Below are 14,894 nucleotides of genomic sequence, written 5' to 3' on the forward strand. Positions count from 1 at the left end.
GGTTGAAACCGGTTAGTCTGACCGCTGGTTCAACCAAGAACGCCATGAAGAAAACAACCAAAGCAACGAAAGCGCTCACCCCGGCGAAAAAATCCACGAAAGCAGTCGCGAAGGCCGCTGCCGTGCCCGCCCCGAAGGTGGTGCCGACGGCGGTTGTCACGACCATTTCGGCGAACATCGACGTAGGTTTCGGCAATTCCCTCTACCTGCGCGGCGAGGGTCCGGGCCTGAGCTGGGACAAAGGCGTGCGCATGGAATGCGTCGCCGACGACCGCTGGTCGCTCGCGCTCGGCGATGCCGAGCGGCCGTTTGTCTTCAAATTTCTCGTCAACGACGAGAAGTGGAGCAGCGGCCCCGATTTCACGATCTCGGCCGGCACGTCCGTCACGCTGACGCCGACGTTCTAAACGACGTCGGGATTGATCTCGCGCAGGCGCGTCTGCAGACGCGCGATCGCCGCATCGCGATCGGCGAGCTGGTCGACGGTGATCAGCTCGCAACGCAGCCGGACCCGCGAAAACGGTTTCGGCAGATAAAAGCGGTCCCAGCTTTTCAGCTGCCACGCGGCCTCGAACTCGCCGCCGAGGAGCAGGATCGGGGCGTTCGCGCGCCGCGGCACGATCACCGCGCCCGGCTTGAAATCGTAGCACGGGCCGCGCGGGCCGTCGGGCGTGATGCCGATGTCGTCGCCGTGCCGCATCACGTCGATGAGCGCGGTGGCGGCCTCGCGCGCGAAATTGCTGCTCGACCCGCGCACCGCCTGCAAGCCGCCGACCATCGCGAAAAACGCGGTGAGCATCGCGCCGTCCTTGCTCGCGCTGATCAACGCGTGCAGCGGGCGGTGCGAACGGTAGCGCCGGTGCACCTCGGACGCGAGAAACAGCCGGTTGTGCCAGAGCACGAAGGCGACCGGCTCGTCGCATTTCGAGCAATTGCGCACGTCCTCCTCCGTGGCGACGAAGCGCAGCGACATGCCCCAGAGCCGCACGAGTTTCACGAGCGGCCAGAGCAGAATGCGCTTTGGCAGCGGCACGACGTGCACTTTCGGCGCGGGCCGGGGAGGAGAACTGGCGTTGGACGGATTCGGGTTCAGGCCGGGAGTTTGTCGGAGAAAGTTTCGCGCGGGCCAAGCGAAGACTCGCGCGATCGTTCATTGACGCGCTCCGCGATCGCCGCCACGAACGCGCGATGCTGCTGCCGCCTTGCCCCCATCTGCCGCGTCCACGCGCGGGACTCGACTGGCGGCTGCTGCACGGATTTCGCGCACGCGACCGCGGCGCGGAGTTTTACCTCGCCTGCCTCGAATACGGCGAGTCGCTCTGGGAGCGCGGCTTCGCGGCGCGCGCGATCCTGTGTCTCGACCGCGCGTTCGGCGCCGAGCTCCGCGGCGACGAACCGGTGCTGCGGGACTGGCCGCTGCCGTATGCGGCGATGACCTGGTTCATCCGGCACACGCCCGCCGGCGTGTTTCTCGGCAACCCGCGCGTGCATTTTCAACATTACGCCGGGCGGATGAACGAACCGCGTCGCGAGCAGCGGCGCTGGCGCGCGTGGGCGTGCTGGGCACTCGTGCGCGCGTTGCGACCGGAGTTGCCGGCCGATCCACGTCATCCGATCGCGGAGCCGACGATCGAGGAAATCGACGCCCAGCTGCGCCGCCACGGCCATCCGGGCGAAGCCGAACTCTGGCGCGCACAACTCGCCGCGCTCCGCGCGTAAGTTCTGGATTTATTCGCCGCGCGTGAGCGCTTTCGCGGTCACGAAATCGGGTTCGATGTCCACCGGCAGATCGGCGAGCCGGTCGAGCGCGCGTTGCACTTCGGGGCGGATCACGACCATGCGATCGAGCAGGGCCTTCGTCGCGGCGTAATCGCCGTGAGCCTGGAGGGTCATGACTTCGCGCGTGAGCGACACGACGCCGTCCTTCACCTTGGCAAAATCCACCGCGAAGGTGCCGTCGGGTTTCGCGACGAACCCACCGCAGTCGAGGAGCCAGTTCAGTTGCAGCGCCATGCCCTTGGCGTGCGCCTCGTTCAAACCGAAGCGCAGCGTGCGAAAGGTTGAAGCGAGAAACGTCGTGTAGAGCGCGCGTTCGTCGGCGCGATCCATCACCCCTGAATCCATCAGATGTTGCAGCGCCCACAGGCCGGAGATGTCGGCCTTGGCTTCCTCGAGGCGGCCGTTCAGTTCCTTCAACTCGGCGCGCACGGTGGTCTCGCGTCCGCCGACGCGAATCGTCTGCGGCCCGAGCCCGTGCATCAACTCGTGCATCAGGATGTGCGTGAAAAACGGATTGAAGGCGACAAATGGCTGATCGTCCGGAGCGAGCGTGCGGCGCGAGATGGGGACCAGCACGTGCTTGAATTTCGCTTCCTGGACATTCTTCAGCATGACGCGTTTCGAGCCCTTCTCCTCGACGACGCGTTCGTCGTTCGGGAGGTTGAACGCCGCCGTCTGCACGCCGCGATTGGCGTCGCCCGCACTGAACACGAGATTCACGACGCGGATCGGCGAATAGCCGCCGAGCTTCTCGCGACGGAAACGCGGATCGATCGGCAGGTGATCCTCCAGCTCCTGAAGATGTTCGCTGAAGCGCGCGAGTTGCGCGGTCTCGGGTTGATCCGTCACCGTAATGAACGCCTCGAAGGCGGCTTTGAAATTGAACCATTCGTCCTCGTAAACCTCATACGGCCCGATCGTCGGTTCGATGCTCGCGTCGAGCTCCATCCAGGCGACGTCGCTCGCGTAGTAGTCGTTGTTCAAAAAGGCCGCCGCGCGTTTTTCGAGGTAGGTCTTAAGTGTCGGTTGCGTGGTGGCTTCAGCCGCTTCGCGGAGCAGACGCGCGGCGTGGATGAGTTCGTTTTGATATTCGAGATGGTAGGGGACGGCCTGGAGCTTTCGCGACGACGTGCGCCGGATGACGCTGAAAAAGCCGAGCGCCGACGCGCGCTCCGCGGCCGGCAGCGCGGTCATCCACGCGTCGACCTCCTCGCGGGTTGCATCGGCCGGATAGAAATTCGCGCCGGCGGGTTTGGGGCTGACGCCCGGCAGGAACGGCGCGTCGTGATCGAGTCGCGACCACGGGCCGGCGTTGAGCCGGAAATAATGCAGCCGCGCGCGGCCGAGCGGCGATTCGTCGCGCACGAGTTCGCTGAGGAGCGTTTCGTTGAGCGGCGAGACCTGGCGGAGAAAAACGGCGTCTAAAATCTTCGCGGCTTCGATCATTCGCGTTAGCGCGAGGCGTTCGTTTGGCGGTAACGCGGAGAGGTCGGCGGATATCTCGACCGGCACGAAGCGCGCGGTCATCTGGCGGAGCTGATCGAGGTCGGGCGTCGTCGCCGCGAGCGCCGGTAGAGCTGCCGCGAGCAGCGAGGAGGCGAACAAGGTGCGGAGTCGCATCCCGCCTCAATCGATCCGGCCCAACCGGGTGTCAAGGCGTTCGCTTTCCGGATTGTTGCGCGGTGCGTGTTGGGGCAGGCTGGGAGGCGAGCCGCTTCTCCCCATGCTCGCCTCCCGTCTTGTTCTGATGACCTCGATCGCTCTCGCCAGCACTGTTGCTGTTTCTTCCGCCCAGACCGTCGAACGCGTCGCGCCCTCGCATGTGCGGCCAAGCCCGTTCCGGGAGTTTTTCTGGGGCGCGGCGTATTACCCGGAGCACGGCGAACTCGCCACGCTGGACCTCGATGCGCAGCGCATGCGTGCGGCCGGCATGAATACCGTGCGCATGGCGGAATTCGCGTGGGACCTGCTCGAGCCGGAGGAGGGGAGATTCGACTTTTCGCTGTTCGACGAGGCGATCACGCGGCTGGGGGAAAAAGGCATCCGCACGATCCTTTGCACGCCGACGGCCGCGCCGCCGCGGTGGCTGTCCGTGAAACACCCTGAAATTCTGCGCGAGGATGCCGCGGGCGTGCGACTGCGGCACGGCTCGCGTCAGCACGCGAGCTATTGCAGCGAGGTGTTTCGCGAGTATTCGCGGCGGGTCACGCGGGCCATGGCGGAGCACTACCGCGACAATCCGCACGTGATCGGCTGGCAGACGGACAACGAGTTCAACTGCCATTTCTCCGAGGACTACTCGCCCGCGGCGGAGGGCGCGTGGCGCGAATTTCTGCAGGAGAAATTTCAGGGCGACATCGCGGCGCTGAATCGCGCCTGGGGCACCGCGTTCTGGGCGCAGACTTACGCGCGCTTCGAGGACGTGCCGCTGCCCGCGCGCGGCCGGCCGACGCATCTTAATCCGGCGCATCACCTCGACTACTTTCGTTTCATCGCCTGGAGCGTGGCGCGGTTTCAACACGATCAGGTCGAAATCCTTCGCGCCGCCCAGCCGCGCTGGTGGATCACGCACAACGGCGTCTTCCGGCTGATCGATTATCGCGGGACCTTCGGCCGCGACCTCGACGTGCTCGGCTACGATGTGTATCCGATGTTCACTTACGACCCGGCGGCGCGCGGCGCGACCCAGGCCTGGGCGCTCGATGCGATGCGCGCGTGGACGGGCAACTTCATCGTGCCGGAGCACCAGAGCGGTCCGGGCGGACAGACCGACTATTTCCACGACAACCCCGAGCCCGGCGAACTGCGGCGGATGCTCTACACGACGATCGCGCACGGCGCCGACAGCGTGCTGCTGTTTCGCTGGCGCACCGCGCGCTTCGGCGCCGAGGAGTATTGGTGCGGGGTGCTCGACCACGACAACGTGCCGCGGCGGCGCTACGAGGAAGTGGCACGCGTGGGAGCCGAATTGCAGCGCGTCGGACCGGCGGTGCTCGGCACGCACGTGGCCGTGGATGTCGGGATCGCGGCGACGGATTTCGATAACGACGCCGCGCACGAGACGCTGCATTTCGGGCTGCCGTCGCCCGGCCAGGTGGCGGCGGAACTGCATGGACACCTGTGGCGCGCGGGTTATCGCGTCGGCGTGATTCACCCCGGCGATGCGCTGGCGGGCGTGAAACTTTACCTCGTGCCGCATCTGGCGCTGATCGATCCGGCGTGGTTGCCGAAATTGGAGCGATGGGTCGAGGAGGGTGGGACTTTGGTGGTCGGCGCCCGCTCGGGAACGAAGGATTGGGACAACAACGTCGTCACCGAGCTGTTGCCCGGAAAATTACGCCATGTGGTCGGCGCGACCGTGGTCGAATACGGGCGGCAGAACGCCCCCAACGCGCGTCCGCTGGAACTCGAGATCGGCGGGCAGCGCGTGCGTTCGCGCGAGTGGTATGAACAATTGGCGCCCGACGAAGGCACGGAAACCTGGTTGCGTTGGCAGTCGCGTCACCTGGCGGGATCGCCCGCGGCGACCCTGCGGCGTCTCGGTCGCGGCCGCGTGATCTACGTCGGCACGTATTTGGTCGGCGAGGTCGGGAAAACACTGGTGCCGCAACTTGCGCAGCTGGCCGGAATCGAGCCCGCGCTCCGTGGAGCGCCGGCGGGCGTTGAGGTCGTTCGTCGCGAGTCTGGCGAGCGCGCACTCTGGTTTCTCGTCAATCATACCGAGACGGCGCAAACGGTGCGCGGTCTCCCCGCGGGGCGCGATCTGGTAAGCGACCGCGACGTGAACGGCGAACTGACGCTCGACGCGCGCGGCGTGGCGGTGTTGCAGGTGCAGCCATGATGCGGCGGCGCCGGCTTAGGCGGGTGGCGTGTGTTTCTGCGCGTTTTGCGCGCGGGATTCCGGAGCGATGCTCGACGCAGCGGGCGTGGCCGATTCGGCTTCGGGAGCTTTCGGGGTGACGTCGCCTCCGCCCGAGACCGGTCCGCCGGACGCGCGACCGGTCGCACGGCGCTTGCCGCCGACAAAAGCCATGAGCAACACCAGCACCAGCGCGGCGCCCAGAACGAGAACAAGAATATATCCCATCGTTCACCTTATTCGCGCGCGCGGCCACCTGCCATCGGCGGAAAGCCGGTTGCACAGATAGGCAAACGGGAGCAAGGCGCCGGGGTGACTTCCGGGGTTTTGGCGCGGTGGGCGGGACTCGAACCCGCGACCGACGGTTTAGAAAACCGTTGCTCTATCCGGCTGAGCTACCACCGCGTTAAAGGTGAAAAACCGCTGCGAAGCGGTAGCTCCGCAAAAGAAATCCGACAAGGTCAAAACCAACGCTTGACTTGCCTGCGGCGGGTTAGCACGTTCGCCGGCCTTTCCCCTCACGGGGTGGTAGCTCAGCTGGTTAGAGCGTCTGCCTGTCACGCAGAAGGTCGCGGGTTCGAGTCCCGTCCATCCCGCCAGTTTTTAGGTCCGTTGCCCTTCGGCGCGGACCTTTTTTCATGGCTGAAACGGGCGCGGGGATTTGCCGTTGCCTGGCCAGATCGTCATTTCAAGCTTCACTGCGACCATGTCGCGTTTGCGCCTTGTCACGTTCAACATCGCCCATGCCCGCGGGCTCACTCCGATCCAGGGATTTACCGGAGCGCAGAAGCTGCGGGCGAATTTGCGGAAAATCGCGAGTCTGCTCGGCGAATTGAAACCGGATTTCGTGGCGTTGCAGGAAGTGGACGAACGCTCCCGTTGGGCCGGAAATTTCGATCATCTCGAATACCTGCGCCTGCATTCGGGCTTCGAACACGCCGTCTTCGGCGTGCACAACCGACGCCACGGCTTGATCAATCTCAGCTACGGCAACGCCCTGCTGTCGCGTCATCCGGTGCTGACAACCGAGACGGTGGTGTTCGGGCAACGCAGCGTCGGCGAGAAGGGCTTTCTCTTCGCCGAGCTGAACGTCGGGGGGAAAGTGCTGCCGCTGGTCAATCTGCACCTGCACTTCAGCTCGCGCGAGCACCGGATCCGGCAGATCGGGCGGCTGCTCGCGTGGCTCCGGGAAAAGCAGAAGCAGGCCCACGGACGCTGGCAGGTGCCGGCCGTGGTGTGCGGCGACTTGAACAACCCGGGCACGAGCGCGGATGCGACGGCGGCGCTGCTGAGTCACCTGTCGGATTACGGCGAATACGTGCTGCACCCGGCGAACGGCCGGACCTTTCCGTCGCCCCTGCCCGGCCGGCTGCTCGATTTCGTTTTCCTGCCTTCGGCCTGTGCGGTCACGCATTGCGAAATCGTGCGCTCCTTCCTTTCGGACCACCGGCCGGTGGTGGTCGACTTCTCGCTGCCGTGATGCGCGCGTTTGCGGAGCGCCGGGCGATTTTTGCCTTTGCGCCGCGCGCGGGTTTTTGCGGCGATAGCCTTCCATGTCACGTCTTGCCCATGCTTTCGCTCAAGCCCGTGCGCAAAACCGAGCGGCCTTCGTGGCCTATCTTTGCGCCGGAGACCCCGATTTCGACACCTCGCTCGCGGTGTGCCGGACCGTGATCGAAAAGGGCATCGACGTGCTCGAACTCGGCGTGCCGTTTTCCGATCCGCTGGCCGACGGCTTGACGAATCAGCTCGCCGCACAACGCGCGCTCGCCAGCGGGATGACGGCGTCACGCGTCTTCGAACTGGTGCGGCGCATTCGCGAATTCAGCGAGGTGCCGATCGTCTTCTACACCTACTACAACCTGGTGTTCGCGAATGGCATCGATGCCTATGTGAAGCAGGCGCGGGAGGCCGGCGTCGACGGCTTGTTAACGCTTGATCTGCCGCCCGAAGAGGCGGACGAGGTCGCCGCGGCGTGCAAGGCTCACGGCGTGGATACTGTTTTCATCATCGCCCCGACCACGCCCGACACTCGCATTGCGCGGATCACGGCGGCGACGACGGGTTTCATCTATTATGTGTCGCGCGAAGGCGTGACCGGCGTGCGCGATCAGGTGGCGGGAAACATTCCGGAGGCGGTCGCCCGCATCCGCCGGAAAACCGAGCTGCCGATCGCGGTCGGGTTTGGCATTTCGACGCGGGCACAGGTCGCGCAAGTCGGCGCCGCGGCGGATGGCGTCGTTGTCGGCAGCGCGCTCGTGAACTGCATCCGCGAAAATCTCGGCCAGCGTGAAAAGATTCTCGCGCGGCTGGCGGTCGTGGCCGAGGACCTGATTGCCGGCACGAAACGCTGAGGTGGCGCCCGGCGGGTTTGTCGGCCGGCGCCCCAGCGGTGGCTTGATCCGGGCGGCGGCGTTCCTAGCGTCGGGAGCGACCAGGTGGACGAGCGCATGACCCGAAAAATTCTCCTCATCGACGATGACCGGATGCAGTTTCGGCTGACGCAGGCGCATTTCCGGAATTTTCGGGGAGAGTCGTTCGAACTGCAGTGGGCGGAGACGTTCGAGGCGGGAATCGCAAAGCTGCTGTCGGGCGACTACGCGGCGTGCCTGCTCGATTACCAGCTCGGGCCGCGCAACGGACTCGAGCTGATCCGCCAGGCCGTCGCCGGCGGCTGCCGCACGCCGATCGTTTTTCTGACGGCGGAATCGTCGGAGCGCGTCGACATCGATGCGATGAACGCCGGCGCGCTCGATTATCTGGTGAAAGGCGAGATCTCGTCGCATTCGCTGGAGCGCTCGTTGCGCTACGCGTTGAAACTCGGTGACACGCTCGAGGCGCTGCGGCAGTTGGCGACGCGCGACCAGTTGACGGGTTTGTTGAACCGCCGGGAGTTTGACCGGATCCTCGCCGAGGAGACCGAGCGCGCGCAGCGATTCGGCCATTCGCTGGCGCTGGTGATGGTCGACATCGATCGTTTCAAGTCGATCAACGACACCCATGGCCATCCGATCGGCGATGCGGTGTTGCGGGACGTGGCGCGCCGGCTGGCGGAGGAAGTGCGCACGGTCGATCGCGTGGCGCGGTTCGGCGGCGAGGAGTTTGCGCTCGTCATCATGGAGTCCGACGCCGAGGCGGCGATGGCCGCGGCGCGGCGGGCCAGCGCAGCGATGGAGCGGGAACCGGTGTGGGCGAGCGAAACGCTGCCGTTGACCGTTACGGTCAGCGCGGGCGTGGCCGCGTTGCCGGCTGACGCCGAGTCCGCCGAAGAGCTGGTGCGCGCGGCCGATCGCGCTCTTTACGCAGCCAAGGCGGCGGGCCGGAATTGCGCCCGGTCGTTTGCCAGTCTCGCAGCCGGGAGCAAGGCGGGCGCGTGAGCACGTCCGCGACGGCGAAAGGTGAGTCCAGATCGGTGCTGCATGCCCTGACCGGATGCACGGCGGTGGGAAAAACCGAGTGGGCGCTGCGGTGGGCGGAGGAACGCGGCGCCGAAATCGTGTCCTGCGACTCGTTGCTGTTCTATCGCGGAATGGACATCGGCACGGCGAAGCCGACGGAGGCCGAGCGGCGGCGCGTGCCGCATCACCTGATCGACGTCTGCGCGGTCCACGAGCAGATGGACGTCACGCGTTACGTCTCGCTGGCGCGTCAGGCGATCGCGGAGATCCGCGCGCGCGGCAACGAGGTGCTGGTCACGGGCGGCAGCGGTTTTTATCTCAAGGCGTTTTTCGCGCCGGTGGCCGACGACGTGGAGGTCGGACCGGAGCTGCGGGCGGAGGTCGCTCGCCTCACGCTGGAGCAGGCGATCGTGCGGTTGCGGGAGCTGAATCCCGGCGGGTTGGGCGAGCTCGATGTCGCGAACCCGCGACGCGTCTTTCGCGCGCTCGAGCGGTGCCTGGCTTCGGGGCGGACCCTCACGGAATTGAAGGCGGCGTTCGCGGGACGTCCGTCGGCGTTTGCGGATCACGAAGTCCGGCTGACGCGGATCGAGCGCGAACCGGCGGAGTTGGCGGCGCGGATTGAACAACGCGTGCGTCAGATGCTGGCCGACGGCCTCGTTGCGGAGGTGGAGCGGCTGCGGGCCGCCGGATTGATGGAAAACCCCAGCGCGGCCCGGGCGATCGGCTATCGCGAGGTGATCGACCGGTTGGACGGGCGATTGCGGGCGGAACAACTCGTCGGGGAGATTGCGAAAAACACGCGCGCCTTGGTGAAGAAGCAGCGCACCTGGTTTCGCACGCAGCTGCCTCCGCATCGGATCGTCGACGCGGCTGCACTGCAGTCGCCGTCGCAGCTGTTCGCCGACTGACGACGCCGTCAGCGCGTGCGCCGGTAAGTGTCGCGGTAGTAAACGAGCGTATCGATATTCGTCACGTCCACGGTTCCGCCGGCGGTCGTGACGAGGCGGAGCTGGCGGCCGTCGCGCACGAAATCGAATGTATCCGAAGAGATGAGACGCGGCTCGTCGCCGGTGAGCTGGAAAAACTCGATGCGGCGGTCGGCGCCGATGCGGATCATGCGGTCGCCCGCCGCCGGGCCCGTCCGGTAGGTGCCGGCCGCGGCCTCCTGAAAGGCCACGATCTCACCGACGTCCGTCACCGGCGTGCCGTTCGGCGGAGCGTCCAGCGGTTCCTGGCGAAACGCGCGGACGACGATCCAGGCATCGGCCGCGAGCGCGACGACTAGCAGTCCGGCCGCGAGCAGCCGACGCATGCTCACGCGAGACCGCGTCGGGCCGGAAAATTCTGGGCGCGGCTGCGTCAGCAGCGCCGGCACCTCCGCCGGGTCGACAGGGAGCCCGCCGGAGCGGGAGGCGCGGGGATCGAACAACAGCAGCCGGCCTTGATACGTGCGCAGGAGAAACTGGTCGCGTTCGCTTGCGACGATCAGTGCCGGGGTGGCATCGTGATTCTGCACGGGATCGAGCCGGCAAAAGGCGTCCAGCAGCGCGACCAGGCGGACGCGATCGACCGGCCCGAGATCGCAACGCCCGAGATCGGGCTGGGCGGAGGTGAGATCCGGCGTGAGGTTGACCGCGGTGACGTGAAACATGGCGGATCAATGCTCGAGGATGAGCAGCGGCTGGTTGCGATAGCCGAGTTGAAACCGGCCGGTGGCGAGGTCGCCGTCGTCGATCAGCCGGTCGACGGCGAGGAGCTGGCGGAAATCGCGCGAAACGTCGGCCCCCCCGGTGGAGACGATCGTGATCGCGGCGCGATGGCGCAGGCCCTGGTGCACGCTGTTGGGTTCCCAGGCATAGTGTCCGCCGATGGCGGTCGGCCGGACCCAGGGTGTCGAATCGAGCAGGGACTCCATGCCCGCGGGGATGGCGGCAGGGGTGCCGTCGCCAGGCGGCCAGTCGCCCCGCTCCGTGGCGAACGAATGAAAGAAGCCTGCGAAACCACGGAGGTCCGCGGTGACCTGGCGGGCGCGGTGTTCGATGAGCCAAGCGTTCGCGGCGGGCGCGGCCCAGGCGATCAGGCCGGTGGTCGCGAGCAACGCGACGACCAGGGGCCAGAGCGAGAGAACGGATGGACGAGCGGGCGACTCCATCGGCAGCGCCAACCTTGGTAGCGGCGGACGGGATGGAGGCGAGCCCGGATCGAGAGCGGCGTCGCGGTTTTTAAGCGGCCGCAACCGGCGATGAGATTACTGCCCGACCGTGATGCGGTAGCGCTCGAGCGAGCTCGCCTCGAGCTGGTGCAGGTTGGCGATGGCGATGCGCAGATTGACGCGGGCGAGCAGCTCGTTGACGCGCGTGGATTCGAGGTCGTCCTGGATCTGCAGCACCTGGCGGCTGGTCGAGAGACCGGCCTTGAAGCGGGCGAGCTCGAGCTCGTATTGGCGGGTGGCGAGCTCGGTGGCCTTGCGGTTGATCTCGACGCTTTCCTGATTCGTCTCGACGGCGCGCACGGCCGCGCGGACCTGCACGAGCAAATCCTGGTCGACCCGCTGCAGTCGCGCCTCCTGCTGGCGCAAGGTGGCGAGCGCCGCGCGGTGGCGGGCGCGATCCGCATGGAGGCCCCACGGCACGGACAAGGTGAGGTCGAGCTCCCAGCTGTTGGACTGGTTGTTCGGAACGGCGTCGACGGCGCCGCGATAGCTGCGATCGAGGGCGTTGTAGCCGACGCTGCCGCCGAGATTCAGGGTGGGACGCGACGCGTTCTTGGTGGTGTCGACATCGATCTGGAGCTGCTTGAGCGACTCGATCGTGGCGAGGTAGTCCGGCTGGTGTTCACGAGCGAGTTTGTAGGAAACGTCGAACGACGGCGACGGCTCCTGATAGGGCACGAGGCCGACTGAACCGAGCGGGGTGTCGAATTCGAACTGCCCGATCAGCGCGAGCAGGGCGTCTTCGCGATTTCGCACGCCCTCCTGGGCGACGATCACGCCGTTGCGGGCGGTGGCGATGCCGACTTCGGCGGTGAGGACGTCGAGGTCGGTGGCGACGCCGGTGAGCTTGCGGGTTTTGTTTTCCTCGTAGAGGCGTTGCGCGAGTTCGAGGCTGTGCTGTTTCACGCCGAGCTGCTCGCGGGCGAAGACGAGATTGTAATAGGCGGCTTCCGTATCGCGCACGATCTGGAGGACGCTACCGGTGAAATTGAGCCGGGCGATGCGCACACCGACGCGGCTGCGTTCGATCTGGGAGCGGTTGAAGGCGGTGCCGGCGCCGCGGAGCAGCGGCTGCGTCACGGTCAGGGCCACGTCGCTCGTGTAAACCGGGTTGAAGGCGTAGAGGGAAAAGTTGCTGGCGTTGCGATCGAGGCTCGCGCTGAGGCTGATGTCGGCGCCGGTGGCGATGAACTGGCTGACGCCGACGCGTGTATCCGTGACTTCAGTGCGGCGTTCGCCCGTCAGGGTGAGGTCCTTCGTGGCGTAGCGCTGGATGGAGGCGTTGAAAGTGGGTTCGAACTGGGCCTTCGCGACATTGAGGGATTCGAGCGCGATGTCGGTGGAGAACGCGTCGATCTTCAGGTCGAAATTCTTCTTCAGCGCTCGCGCGATGCACTCCTCGATCGTCAGGGTCGGCGCCGTCACGATCGGCGGCGGCGGCGGGACGGCGGTCTCCTGGGCGCGGATGGCCGGGAGCGCAGCGCAACTGAGGACAAGGACGGCAGCGCGAACAGTGAAGCGAGGCATGGAAAAAGTCGGCGGAGAGAAGATTGACCGGAAAACACCGGCGAGGGCGGAAAAGTTACTGCGTTTCGAAGCCGCTCGCGTGGCGAAGTTCAGGAGAGCAAACCGGGTTTGCTTGGCGCGAGAGACGGACGCGAAGGTGGAAAGTTTCGGCGCGGCGAGGTTTTGCTCGCAGGGCGGATCGAACGCTCACCCGCGAGCGGCCGCGCCGGCGAGCAGGCTCGGTCGCGAGGCTCCCGCCGGAACCGGCAGGAGGGCGCGAACGCGGGAAAGTGCAGCGACATGGCAGGAGCAGGTTGGCAACTCCGGGCTTCGCTTCCAGACCAAACGTGGCGAACGGTTTGAGGCGGGGACAGGCGGTTGAGGAAAAACAAAAAGGCGGGCCGCGTGGCCCGCCTCGAAAAGTGGGAAGGAAAGGCGGGCGCTTATTGGACCTTGGGTTCCGAATCCTTCATGACCTGCGCGACCCAGTCGGAGAGATAGGTGTTGGCGCCGACGCGGGCGACGGCCGACGCGATCTGCTCGCGGGTGTTGGTGAACTCCGGGGAGCTTTCCTGCAGGTTCGGGAGCTTCTTGTCGGCCGCGTAAACGATCACGCCCTGATCGCGGCCGATGACCATGTCGGAGACGCGGCCCTTTTCGAGACGCTCGAGCGTGCCGTAGACGGTGTAGTCGAGGTCCTGCGGCGGCTGGCGCAGCGTGAAAGGCGGCAGCTGCTTGGCCTCGACTTTCACCGAGTTGCTGCTCGCGGCGGCGTTGGCGGCGGCTTCGAACGTATCGCCGGACTTGAGACGGCTCTCGATCGCGGTGCGAATCGAGCGACCGAGCTCGACGAAGCGCTTGCGTTTTTCGCTCTCCACATAATCGGCGACCACGCGATCGCGCACCTCGGTGAGCAGCGGCTGGCGGGCGGGTTGGAGGTCCTTCCAGAAGAGCACCACGGCGCCGGACGGCGAGGCCACGGCGTCGGAGACGACGCGGTCCTGGTTCAGCTTGAACGCCTCGGCGGCGATTTCCGGCGAGTTGGCGAGTTCGGCCGGACCCTGTTCGCGCGTGAACGGCGCGAGGTCCTTGACCGTGACCTTTTGCGACGCGAGAAACTCGGCGAACTCCGGCGTGCCGGGCTTCAGTTTCCGCTCGTAGAGTTCATACGAGAAATCCGACGCGGCCTTCGAGGCGAGGCGGCGGGCGCGCTCGAGCTTGAGCGCGGTTTCGACCTGGGGACGCACCGCCGCGAAATCGGCGGCGGGATCGGTCTGGGGCGCGGCTTTCGGATCGGCCGGCGCGGGCTTCGGAAAGCGGGCGGGGTTGGCGTTGTAGTAGGCGCGGACCTCCTCGTCGGTCACCTGCACCGAGGAGAGCAGCGGCAGCGCGGCAAAGTCTGCATAACTCACCACCACGCGGGGCGGGATCTCGTAGCGAAACGAATTTTCTTCGAAGAACTTCGTCAGTGCCGCGTCGTTGGTGGGGATCGAAGGATTGAACGAAGCGTAGTCGATCTTGGCGACGCCGAGAGTCCAGCTGGCGTCGACGCGCTCGAGCTGGCGCTTGACGTCGACCGGGAGCACGTAGCCGGGACCGGCGAGCAGCTTCTCGACCTTGGCGGCGCGAACGTCGTCGCCGATCACGCGGCTGACGACGGCTTCGTTGAGATTCGGATTGGTTTTGAGCGAGTCCCGGAACGTCGCATAACGCTGCGCATCGAACTGGCCCTCCTGGTTCACGAAGATCCGCAGCGTCTTGATGTGATCGGCGATCTCGGCCTGCGTCGTCGCGGGGATGTGAAGCTCGTTCGCGAGCGAGAGGGACGCGGCGCGCTGGAGCGCGTATTGTTCGAGCTCCGCGCCGCCGATGCCGTAACCGGTCTGGAGCTGGGCGCTGAGCTGGGCGTCGCCGAAGAGACGCGTCTGGTCCTCGGGCGAGCCGAGATTGTAACCGAACACCCGGCGCTCGTAGGCCTCGCGGCTGGCGCGGCCGATGCCGGGCGCCGCCCCGATGGTGAACACGAACGCGACGATGATCATCGCCAGCAGAACGGCGAAAATGATCTTAAAGTGGTGCTGAAAATACTTCTGGATCCAGGAGATCATGGGGAGGAAGTGGGCGACGCTAGGTTGCG

The 14,894-nt window shown here is 66.1% G+C and carries 14 protein-coding genes and 2 tRNA genes; 8 read left to right on the forward strand and 8 right to left on the reverse strand.

Annotated elements, in window-relative coordinates; translation table 11 throughout:
- Positions 1 to 44 precede the first annotated feature (44 nt).
- Complete coding sequence (locus tag AC6RV7_RS11935; RefSeq protein WP_500094223.1) at positions 45 to 407, forward strand: hypothetical protein; 363 nt, start codon at positions 45 to 47, stop codon at positions 405 to 407.
- Here AC6RV7_RS11935 and AC6RV7_RS11940 read toward each other — a convergent pair.
- The gene (locus tag AC6RV7_RS11940; protein WP_500094224.1) at positions 404 to 1,033 is read right to left on the reverse strand and encodes a lysophospholipid acyltransferase family protein; all 630 of its coding nucleotides are present in this window, start codon (positions 1,031 to 1,033) and stop codon (positions 404 to 406) included. The genes AC6RV7_RS11935 and AC6RV7_RS11940 overlap by 4 nt on opposite strands.
- 155 nt (positions 1,034 to 1,188) lie before the next feature.
- Here AC6RV7_RS11940 and AC6RV7_RS11945 point away from each other — a divergent pair, with 155 nt between their 5' ends.
- Entirely contained in the window at positions 1,189 to 1,719 is a 531-nt protein-coding gene (locus tag AC6RV7_RS11945) for a hypothetical protein (RefSeq protein ID WP_500094225.1), read from the forward strand.
- A gap of 9 nt (positions 1,720 to 1,728) precedes the next feature.
- Here the strand turns inward: AC6RV7_RS11945 and AC6RV7_RS11950 are convergent, their stop codons facing one another.
- The gene (locus AC6RV7_RS11950; RefSeq protein WP_500094226.1) at positions 1,729 to 3,399 is read right to left on the reverse strand and encodes a DUF8614 domain-containing protein; all 1,671 of its coding nucleotides are present in this window, start codon (positions 3,397 to 3,399) and stop codon (positions 1,729 to 1,731) included.
- 103 nt (positions 3,400 to 3,502) lie between these two features.
- Between AC6RV7_RS11950 and AC6RV7_RS11955 the strand changes: the two genes are divergently transcribed.
- Complete coding sequence (locus AC6RV7_RS11955; protein WP_500094227.1) at positions 3,503 to 5,620, forward strand: beta-galactosidase; 2,118 nt, start codon at positions 3,503 to 3,505, stop codon at positions 5,618 to 5,620.
- A gap of 15 nt (positions 5,621 to 5,635) precedes the next feature.
- On the opposite strand, the gene AC6RV7_RS11960 is transcribed toward AC6RV7_RS11955, so the two are convergent.
- Positions 5,636 to 5,866, reverse strand: coding sequence for a hypothetical protein (locus tag AC6RV7_RS11960; RefSeq protein WP_500094228.1), 231 nt, complete (start codon positions 5,864 to 5,866; stop codon positions 5,636 to 5,638).
- 100 nt (positions 5,867 to 5,966) lie between these two features.
- Positions 5,967 to 6,043 (reverse strand) — tRNA-Arg (locus AC6RV7_RS11965).
- A 117-nt stretch (positions 6,044 to 6,160) separates the two neighbouring features.
- Here AC6RV7_RS11965 and AC6RV7_RS11970 point away from each other — a divergent pair.
- From AC6RV7_RS11970 to miaA, 5 genes are all read left to right on the forward strand, one after another.
- A tRNA-Asp gene (locus AC6RV7_RS11970) sits at positions 6,161 to 6,237 on the forward strand.
- Positions 6,238 to 6,344: 107 nt separating this feature from the next.
- Entirely contained in the window at positions 6,345 to 7,118 is a 774-nt protein-coding gene (locus AC6RV7_RS11975) for an endonuclease/exonuclease/phosphatase family protein (protein WP_500094229.1), read from the forward strand.
- Between the two features lie 73 nt (positions 7,119 to 7,191).
- Complete coding sequence (gene trpA, locus AC6RV7_RS11980) at positions 7,192 to 7,992, forward strand: tryptophan synthase subunit alpha (RefSeq protein ID WP_500094230.1); 801 nt, start codon at positions 7,192 to 7,194, stop codon at positions 7,990 to 7,992.
- Positions 7,993 to 8,088: 96 nt separating this feature from the next.
- Positions 8,089 to 9,015: a GGDEF domain-containing response regulator gene (locus AC6RV7_RS11985; protein WP_500094231.1), complete on the forward strand. Its 927-nt coding sequence runs from the start codon at positions 8,089 to 8,091 to the stop codon at positions 9,013 to 9,015.
- A complete protein-coding gene (gene miaA / locus AC6RV7_RS11990; protein ID WP_500094232.1) occupies positions 9,012 to 9,947 on the forward strand; it encodes a tRNA (adenosine(37)-N6)-dimethylallyltransferase MiaA in 936 nt (311 codons plus the stop codon). The genes AC6RV7_RS11985 and miaA overlap by 4 nt, the downstream gene beginning before the upstream one ends.
- Before the next feature lie 8 nt (positions 9,948 to 9,955).
- On the opposite strand, the gene AC6RV7_RS11995 is transcribed toward miaA, so the two are convergent.
- The 4 genes from AC6RV7_RS11995 to AC6RV7_RS12010 all read right to left on the reverse strand — a co-directional run bounded on the left by AC6RV7_RS11995 (position 9,956) and on the right by AC6RV7_RS12010 (position 14,865).
- Positions 9,956 to 10,690, reverse strand: a complete 735-nt coding sequence (locus AC6RV7_RS11995) for a hypothetical protein (RefSeq protein ID WP_500094233.1) — start codon at positions 10,688 to 10,690, stop codon at positions 9,956 to 9,958.
- A 6-nt stretch (positions 10,691 to 10,696) separates the two neighbouring features.
- Positions 10,697 to 11,191: a hypothetical protein gene (locus tag AC6RV7_RS12000; RefSeq protein ID WP_500094234.1), complete on the reverse strand. Its 495-nt coding sequence runs from the start codon at positions 11,189 to 11,191 to the stop codon at positions 10,697 to 10,699.
- A gap of 96 nt (positions 11,192 to 11,287) precedes the next feature.
- On the reverse strand, positions 11,288 to 12,778 hold the full coding sequence (locus AC6RV7_RS12005) for a TolC family protein (RefSeq protein ID WP_500094235.1): 1,491 nt from the start codon (positions 12,776 to 12,778) through the stop codon (positions 11,288 to 11,290).
- 422 nt (positions 12,779 to 13,200) lie between these two features.
- On the reverse strand, positions 13,201 to 14,865 hold the full coding sequence (locus AC6RV7_RS12010; RefSeq protein WP_500094236.1) for a peptidyl-prolyl cis-trans isomerase: 1,665 nt from the start codon (positions 14,863 to 14,865) through the stop codon (positions 13,201 to 13,203).
- Between the last annotated feature and the right edge of the window lie 29 nt (positions 14,866 to 14,894).

The sequence above is a fragment of the Opitutus sp. sgz309028 genome, from assembly GCF_059821195.1.

Coding starts and splice junctions, on each gene's coding strand:
- AC6RV7_RS11935 (WP_500094223.1), top strand. CDS start 45: ATGAAGAAAACAACCAAAGCAACGAAAGCGCTCACCCCGGCGAAAAAA.
- AC6RV7_RS11945 (WP_500094225.1), top strand. CDS start 1,189: ATGCTGCTGCCGCCTTGCCCCCATCTGCCGCGTCCACGCGCGGGACTC.
- AC6RV7_RS11950 (WP_500094226.1), bottom strand. CDS start 3,399: ATGCGACTCCGCACCTTGTTCGCCTCCTCGCTGCTCGCGGCAGCTCTA.
- AC6RV7_RS11955 (WP_500094227.1), top strand. CDS start 3,503: ATGCTCGCCTCCCGTCTTGTTCTGATGACCTCGATCGCTCTCGCCAGC.
- AC6RV7_RS11960 (WP_500094228.1), bottom strand. CDS start 5,866: ATGGGATATATTCTTGTTCTCGTTCTGGGCGCCGCGCTGGTGCTGGTG.
- AC6RV7_RS11975 (WP_500094229.1), top strand. CDS start 6,345: ATGTCGCGTTTGCGCCTTGTCACGTTCAACATCGCCCATGCCCGCGGG.
- trpA (WP_500094230.1), top strand. CDS start 7,192: ATGTCACGTCTTGCCCATGCTTTCGCTCAAGCCCGTGCGCAAAACCGA.
- AC6RV7_RS11985 (WP_500094231.1), top strand. CDS start 8,089: ATGACCCGAAAAATTCTCCTCATCGACGATGACCGGATGCAGTTTCGG.
- AC6RV7_RS11995 (WP_500094233.1), bottom strand. CDS start 10,690: ATGTTTCACGTCACCGCGGTCAACCTCACGCCGGATCTCACCTCCGCC.
- AC6RV7_RS12000 (WP_500094234.1), bottom strand. CDS start 11,191: ATGGAGTCGCCCGCTCGTCCATCCGTTCTCTCGCTCTGGCCCCTGGTC.
- AC6RV7_RS12005 (WP_500094235.1), bottom strand. CDS start 12,778: ATGCCTCGCTTCACTGTTCGCGCTGCCGTCCTTGTCCTCAGTTGCGCT.
- AC6RV7_RS12010 (WP_500094236.1), bottom strand. CDS start 14,865: ATGATCTCCTGGATCCAGAAGTATTTTCAGCACCACTTTAAGATCATT.